Source organism: Hyphomonas sp. UBA3601 (genome assembly GCF_002375605.1).
Lineage (GTDB): Bacteria > Pseudomonadota > Alphaproteobacteria > Caulobacterales > Hyphomonadaceae > Hyphomonas.
The window spans coordinates 19,938-25,351 of the sequence record NZ_DFME01000047.1 but is presented as its reverse complement, the minus strand read 5'-3'; the positions used below and the strand labels follow the sequence as shown (position 1 = coordinate 25,351).

The following is a 5,414-nucleotide window of genomic DNA, read 5'->3' as shown; positions in this document are numbered from 1 at the left end:
GTCGCTGGTCGGCCGCCTGCGCGATGCCAAAGCGGCCGAACAGGATGCCGAAGCCGCCCTGCAAGACGCCGAACGCGCCGTCGAAACCGCCGAGTCTACGCTCAATTCGACCCGTGAGGCGGAAACGTCCGCACAAGCCCCCCGGGATGCGGCCCAGCAAGACGTGCGCGCGCTCGAGGCCGAAATTGCTGGCCTGCACAAGCTGCTTCGCAAGGCCGAAGGCCCGAAAGCCCCGCCAGTTGTCGAGCGCATTCGTACGCAGGATGGGTACGAGAAAGCCATTGCCGCCGCTCTGGGCGATGATATCGAAGCGCCAACCGATCGCTCTGCCGCAATGTATTGGGGCGGCGCGTCGCTGGCTTCGCAATCCCTGCCGCAGGGTACCCGCCCGCTGACAGATGTGACCGAGGCTCCCGGCGAACTCGCTGCGCGGCTTGCCCAATGCGGCGTTGTGGACGTGACCGATGGCGAGCGCCTGATGGCCCAGCTCCAGCCCGGCCAACGACTGGTTTCCGTCGAGGGGCATCTCTGGCGCTGGGATGGTTATATCCGCACACCAGATGCACCGGTCAGCGCAGCTGCACGTCTTGAACAACAGGCCCGGCTTGAAGCCGCCGAAGCTGAACTGCCCGCTCTGACCGCCACCTATGAGGCGCGTGAGGCAGACCTTGTAGCTGCCCGTGACGCCCGTCAGACGGCTGAGGTGAAACTCCGCGACCTGCGCCAGGCCATTGCCCCGGCCCAGCGCGCGCTCAGCGAGGCACGCAATCGCGTCTCACAGGAAGCACAAGCCTCCGAACGCGCAGCCATGAAGCGTGACACAAGCGGAGAAGCCCTTACCCGCGCCGAGGCCGACCTCGCCATCGTCAACGAAACGCTGGCCATGATTGCACCGGAAGGCCCGGCGGAAGATGAAGCCGCGCTCGAAACCCGGCTCGCCGAAGCCCGCACAATGGTGGCCGAGGCCCGCACCGCTGAGATCGAAGCGCGCGGCCGCCTGACAGACATTACACGCGGCCGCGAACAGGCTGCTGCGCGTCGCGATGGCCTTGAACGCGACATCAAGACATGGTCCGGCCGCATTACCGCGACCGAGGAGCGCGTCGCGCGCCTGATCGAGCGCCGCCAGTCTGCCGCTTCCGATGCCCTGGCCGCCAAGGCACGCCCCGAACAGCTGGCCGCCGAGATCGAGAACCGCAGCAACGAAGTCGAATCGCTGGAGACCGAACGCAAGCGCGTCGCAGACCAGCTCGCCGAAAAAGAAGCCGCCATCCGCGAAGCCGAACAGGCCGCCCGCGCAGCCGCCAATGCCGCCTCAGAAGCGCGCGAGAACCTTGCCGGTTGGAAGGTGAAGCTCGAAAACGCCGAAGGCCGGCTCGAAGAATCGGTCGAGATCGCCCGCAACAATTTCCAGCGTACGCCGGAAGGCCTGTTGGCGATTGCCGAAGCAGGCCTCGAAGAAGAGACGATGGGCGAGTTCACGCCCCGCGATGCCGAACGCCGCGCCGATGAGCTCCGCCGCACGCGCGACCAGCTGGGCGGCGTGAACATGAATGCCGAGGAAGAAGCCGAAGAACTCGAAGAACGGCTCGGTTCGCAGGTGACCGAGAAGGAAGACCTCGTCGCTGCAATCGCCAAGCTGCGCCAGGGCGTCGATGCCCTGAACGCCGAAGGCCGCGAACGCCTTCTGAAAGCGTTCGAGCAGGTCAATGAACACTTCAAGGCGCTGTTCACGGCCCTGTTCCGCGGCGGCCAGGCTGAACTGCGCCTCGTCGATGCCGATGACCCGCTGCAAGCCGGGCTCGAAATCATGGCCCAGCCACCCGGCAAGAAGCTCGGCACGCTGAACCTCATGTCCGGCGGCGAACAGGCCCTGACGGCGGCCGCGCTGATCTTTGCGGTCTTCCTGTCCCGCCCCGCGCCGATCTGTGTGCTGGACGAGGTGGACGCGCCGCTCGATGACGCCAATGTCGACCGTTTCTGCAACATGCTGAACGAAATGCGCCAGCGCACCGATACGCGCTTCGTGGTGATTACCCACAATCCGGTCACGATGAGCCGGATGGACCGTCTTTTCGGCGTCACTATGCGGGAAAAAGGCGTTTCCAAGCTGGTTTCTGTGGACCTGCAGGCAGCCGAAGAGCTCGTTGCGGCGGAGTAGCGCACACCCACACTATAGAAATCCAATAGAATCAGACCTCTAGCTTTCTGCAATCGCGGTTGACTTGCCTGCCCCCAATACATAGTTTGCGCCGAAATCCGGGGGGCACCCCATCAGAAGGGATTCGCTTGCGCGAAGCTTAGCAAACCATGTCCAGTGAAGGCCCGAACGACCTCGGTGAACGTATCGCCCAGGCTCAGGCGGCCAGAGCGGCAAAGGATGCGGCAAAACGCAAGTTGGATGCAGATGATGGAAGTCTTTCGGCCGGGGCCTACGCCCTGCGATACGGCGCGGAATTTGTCGCCTGCATCTTTGTCGGAGGCCTCATTGGTTTCTGGATCGACGCATTCGCAGGAACAAAGCCCTGGGGCCTGCTGATTGTCGGTACAATCGGCTTCGCAGCAGGTATACGAGCGATGATGCGCGCCTATCGGGAACTGAATGCCCGGGCGCTAGGGAATTTATCGGAGCCTGAGGCTCCAACAGACGGGACCGGGAACGAATGAACTTCGCTCTGCAAAACACCGCGATTGATCCGATCCACCAGTTCCAGGTCACGAAGTGGCTGGACCTGCGCCTCGGCAATATCGACATTTCCTTCACCAATGCTTCGGGCTTCATGCTGCTGGGCGTGGTGCTCTGCATCGCCTTCTTCGGCTACGCCGCTTCCAAGAAGGCGCTGGTGCCGGGCCGTACGCAATCCATGGCCGAGATCGGCTATGGCTTCGTCGCCGACATGGTCCGCTCGACCGCTGGTGAAGAAGGCCTGCGCTTCTTCCCGTTCGTCTTCACGCTCTTCTTCTTCGTATTCTTTGCCAACATGATCGGCATGGTGCCTTACGCCTTCACCACAACCAGCCATCTGGTCGTGACCGGCGCCCTGGCCCTGCTCGTCATTTCCATCGTCATCGGCTTCGGCATCTGGAAGAACGGCCTCAGCTTCTTCAAGCTGTTCGCCCCATCGGGCGCCCCTTGGCCGATCTATTTCATCCTCGTGCCTATCGAGGTCATTTCCTTCCTGGCCCGTCCGGTCACACTGGCGCTGCGTCTGTTCGCCAACATGCTGGCTGGCCACATCATGCTGAAACTGTTTGCAACCTTTGCAGCCCAGCTCATCGGCGCGGCCCTGTCCGGCGCGGTGTTCATGGGCGTGGTCGGCATCCTGGCCTTCGGTATGGGTATCGCGCTCAACGCTCTCGAACTTCTTGTGGCAGGTCTTCAGGCCTATGTTTTCGCAATCCTGACCTGCGTTTACCTGAACGACGCACTGCACCCGTCACACTAAGGACTCTTCGCCAGTGCGGCCCTTGGGCACGCACTAAAAAACTTGACGCAGCCCAACGAACACGCTTCACGGGCCGCAAATTATTGAAACCCTTGCATTCCAAACAGGAGACGACCATGGAAGGCGATATCGCACTCGGCCTCAAATATGTAGGCGCTGGCCTCGCAACTCTCGGCATGATCGGTGCCGCGATCGGTGTGGGCAACATCTTCAGCTCGTTCCTCGACGCTGCCATGCGCAACCCGTCCGCTGCACCACAGCAGACCGGTAACCTCTTCATCGGTATGGCCCTCGCAGAGGCACTCGGCATCCTGTCGTTCCTCGTGGCCGTCCTGATCTTGTTCGTGGTCTAAGCCACTTACACGCCAAGAACGGGCCGGCGGACTTGATAGACCACCGGCCCGATCCAGCCTGATGCTGCACTTGAGGTACTGAAATGCTGCTCGCCCTGCTTGCGGAAACTGCCCATCACCTACCGGATGACGCGCCGCCTCCGTTCCCGCCTTTCGAGGCGTGGCACATGCCGGGCCAGTTGTTCTGGCTCGCGATCCTTTTCGCGACCCTCTACTTCTCCCTCTCCCGCTTCATCCTGCCAAAGATGTCGGACACGATCGAAAAACGGTCTGACCGCATCGCCTCTGATCTTGATCAGGCAGCCAAGCTGAACGAGCAGGCCACCGAAGCCCAGCAGGCGCTCGAACTGCGCATTGCCCAGGCCAAGGCGAAAGCCCGCGAAACAGCGAACAAGGCAGCGGCCAAGGTTGATGCCGAAATGACGGCTGAAACGGCTCGCGTCGACGCCGAGATCGAAAAGAAGCTGGACGCTGCCGAAGAGCGGATCTCCGCCCTGCGCGCAACGGCCATGCAGAATGTCGAACAAATCGCTGTAGACGCAGCTGACGCCATGACGGCCCGTTTCGGCCTCAAGGCCTCTGCGGCTGACCTCAAGAAAGCCGTTTCGACGGCTCTGAATTAAGAGAGACATGCAGATGCCCCTTCGTCTTGCCCCTGCCCTCACCTTCGCTGCGCTGGTCGCATCACCCGCCTTTGCCGCATCTGATGCGCATGGCGGTGGCGGCTTCATCGGCGGCTTCATGTATTCGCTGACCGATCCGGTCACGCACACCGCATTCCTGGCTTTCGCGGCCTTCCTGTTGATCGCATGGCGCATGGGCGCCCTGAAGACGATCCTCGGCGGCCTCGACAAGCGCGCAGACGACATCCGCAACGAGCTGGAAGAAGCCCAGAGCCTGCGCGAGCAGGCGGCTGAAGCCCTCGCCCTCGCTGAGCGTCGCCAGCAGGATGCAGACAAGGAAGCCGAAGCGATGATCGCCCAGGCCAAGGACGACGCCAAGCGGATCATGAAAGAGGCTCGCAAGGATATTGCAGACCGCCTCGCCCGCCGCGAAGCGCTGGCCGAAGCCCGCATCACCCGCGCCGAAGCCGAAGCGACCGAGGAAGTCCGCCGCGCCGCTGCAGACGCTGCCACGGCCGCTGCGAAACGCCTTCTGGCCGAAGACACGGCCGTCGACCAATTCGAATCCGCTGCCCGCGAAATCGAAAAAGCCCTCGGCTAGAGCGGGGACACCTTTCAGCCTCTCCCCAGCTCATATTTTTCAAGACCCCTGACCTGCCGCGCAGTTCAGGGGTTTTTTGTATCTGCTATCCAACCGCCCTCTGCTCGACGGCAAACTCTGGGGCATGGACACCCTGCTCGCTCCACTGGCTTCGCCCCTGCCTTCCTGTCTGGAACCCCATAGGTTCTGGATCTGGCTGCAGATGGTCGCGTGGCGTCTCTATGTGCGCGCCGTGAAAGGCAGGGGCATCCCGTTCATGACGGTCATTGATCGGCAGGGAACCGTATACCTGAAATGGATCGGGCATCCTCCGCACGAATTCCCGCAAGCTCCCGACGACCCGCTGGCCTTCACACCGTCAAAAGCCTTCCGCATCGCGCTTGGCGATCTG

Annotated in this window: 6 protein-coding genes and 1 pseudogene; all 7 read left to right on the top strand. The window is 62.4% G+C overall.

The window, feature by feature from the left end:
* Positions 1 to 2,161, top strand: a pseudogene (locus B4F73_RS05615) (chromosome segregation protein SMC); the annotation flags it as partial.
* 149 nt (positions 2,162 to 2,310) lie between these two features.
* Entirely contained in the window at positions 2,311 to 2,667 is a 357-nt protein-coding gene (locus B4F73_RS05610) for an AtpZ/AtpI family protein (protein WP_290479444.1), read from the top strand.
* Positions 2,664 to 3,446, top strand: coding sequence for a F0F1 ATP synthase subunit A (locus tag B4F73_RS05605; protein WP_290482696.1), 783 nt, complete (start codon positions 2,664 to 2,666; stop codon positions 3,444 to 3,446). The genes B4F73_RS05610 and B4F73_RS05605 overlap by 4 nt, the downstream gene beginning before the upstream one ends.
* Before the next feature lie 116 nt (positions 3,447 to 3,562).
* Positions 3,563 to 3,799 carry a F0F1 ATP synthase subunit C gene (locus B4F73_RS05600; RefSeq protein ID WP_027838455.1) on the top strand — a complete coding sequence of 79 codons (237 nt, stop codon included), beginning with the start codon at positions 3,563 to 3,565 and terminating at the stop codon, positions 3,797 to 3,799.
* A gap of 83 nt (positions 3,800 to 3,882) precedes the next feature.
* Positions 3,883 to 4,422 carry a hypothetical protein gene (locus B4F73_RS05595; protein ID WP_290482695.1) on the top strand — a complete coding sequence of 180 codons (540 nt, stop codon included), beginning with the start codon at positions 3,883 to 3,885 and terminating at the stop codon, positions 4,420 to 4,422.
* A 13-nt stretch (positions 4,423 to 4,435) separates the two neighbouring features.
* A complete protein-coding gene (locus tag B4F73_RS05590; protein WP_290481741.1) occupies positions 4,436 to 5,023 on the top strand; it encodes a hypothetical protein in 588 nt (195 codons plus the stop codon).
* 202 nt (positions 5,024 to 5,225) lie between these two features.
* Positions 5,226 to 5,414 (top strand): hypothetical protein (locus B4F73_RS05585; protein WP_290481740.1); only part of this gene is annotated, 189 nt, incomplete at its 3' end.